The following is a 907-nucleotide window of genomic DNA, read 5'->3' on the forward strand; positions in this document are numbered from 1 at the left end:
CTATCCCTTTTGAACCAACTAATTATGAATTAGAAATTTTTTTTGATAAAGGAACTAATTTTGGTGGACCTTCTTATTTAGCGATTGATAAAATAGCTCTGAAAGATATTAGAAATCAGCAAATAGTTGCTATTTATCCTATTAATCAAAAAATTGAAGAACCTTTTGTAATCTTCAATTATGATTTTGAATTAAAATTTCCTTTTTATAATTATACCCAAGATGGTATGTTATGGTCTACGAATCATATTAAATCTTTAAGAAAAATTGATTTATATGAGAAAAGAACTAACCAAAAAAGAACTTTATATTATGATGTAGAATAAAAAATTATTAAAAAGAAAGGAAAATTACCATGTATGTTATTAATTAAAACAAAGCTTTATTGGTGGTTTGTGGGTCTTTTAAGTTTATTTACTGTTGTTCTTTTTAGTTATGGCCTTTACATAAAACATACTAACCAACAACCTCTTTCTCTTGGCCAACAAAATAAAACCCAAGAGGAAAGGGAAGCAGCAGAACAAATTCAAAAACAATTAAAAACTTTAGGAGAACAATTAGCCAAAGAAAACCAACAAAGAGCATTAATCAGAAAGCAGTATGACCTTATTGATCATGAAATTAATCAAAATATAGCTGCTATTAATACTTTAAACACCAATATTACCGAAAAAGAACAAACTTTAGCTGCCTCTTTTGACACCTTAAGCGCAGAAGAAAAAACTAAATTACAAGAAGAAATTAATGTTTTAAAAAAGCAAAGAGATGAATATTTACAAAAAGGAAAAGCTTTAATTATCCAAAGAAAAAATTTAGATCAAGAAGAACAAAAAATTATTCAAAATATGGATGATTTACAACAAAAAACCCAAAATATTTCCTCTTTAGCTTCTTTAACAGATAAGAT

At 26.2% G+C, this 907-nt stretch carries 1 protein-coding gene and 1 pseudogene; both read left to right on the forward strand.

Annotated elements, in window-relative coordinates; genetic code table 11:
- Positions 1-326: pseudogene (locus tag RI76_RS01525) on the forward strand (hypothetical protein); the annotation flags it as partial.
- Between the two features lie 33 nt (positions 327-359).
- A partial coding sequence (locus RI76_RS01530; RefSeq protein ID WP_026072044.1) for a hypothetical protein occupies positions 360-907 on the forward strand: 548 nt, incomplete at its 3' end.

The sequence above is a fragment of the Milkweed yellows phytoplasma str. MW1 genome (genome assembly GCF_000309485.1).
In the GTDB taxonomy this organism is placed as follows: domain Bacteria; phylum Bacillota_I; class Bacilli_A; order Acholeplasmatales; family Acholeplasmataceae; genus Phytoplasma.